The 560-nt window shown below is 57.5% G+C and carries 1 protein-coding gene; it reads left to right on the forward strand.

All coding sequences use genetic code 11. The features are described 5' to 3' along the window. Positions 1-319 (forward strand): host attachment protein (locus GSQ92_RS30455; protein ID WP_216856958.1); only part of this gene is annotated, 319 nt, incomplete at its 5' end. Positions 320-560: the final 241 nt, after the last annotated feature.

Below are 560 nucleotides of genomic sequence, written 5' to 3' on the forward strand. Positions count from 1 at the left end.
CCACACGATCCATACCTTCAATGCGGAGGGCACCGGCGACATCGACGAAGATGCCTCCAAGGGGGAGCATCAGCTAAAGGCACCTCACGCTGATCCCAAGGCCGAGATTAAGCATGAGTTCGCGCGGGTCGTTGCGGACTATCTTAATCGCGCACCGGCGTCGGAAGTGCAGGACATTGTCTTGGCCGCCCCTGGTCACGTCCTGCACGACATCCGCGAGGCACTTAACAAGGCGACGGCAGCCAAGCTTACTCGCAGCCTGAGCAAGGACTTGACCAACATTTCCGACCACGCGATCGCCGAGCATTTCGGGAAGTGACGTGCTGGGGGTTTGAACCCATCATTCCATCTAAGGGTCTATGCCAAACCATGAGTTTCAAAGGAGCAATGTCATGCGTCGACTGCTACTCGCAGTAACTGCCTTCAGCTTCCTCGTCGGAGCGCCGGCGGCTTTCGCCTCGCAATGCCGTGACGCGCAAGGGAAATTCATGAAGTGCCCAGCTAAATCGACGGTTCACTGCCGTGACAACTCTGGGAAGTTTGTGAAGTGCAGCGCCCCA

It is taken from the genome of Acidisoma sp. S159, from assembly GCF_009766125.1.
Classification (GTDB): domain Bacteria; phylum Pseudomonadota; class Alphaproteobacteria; order Acetobacterales; family Acetobacteraceae; genus Acidisoma.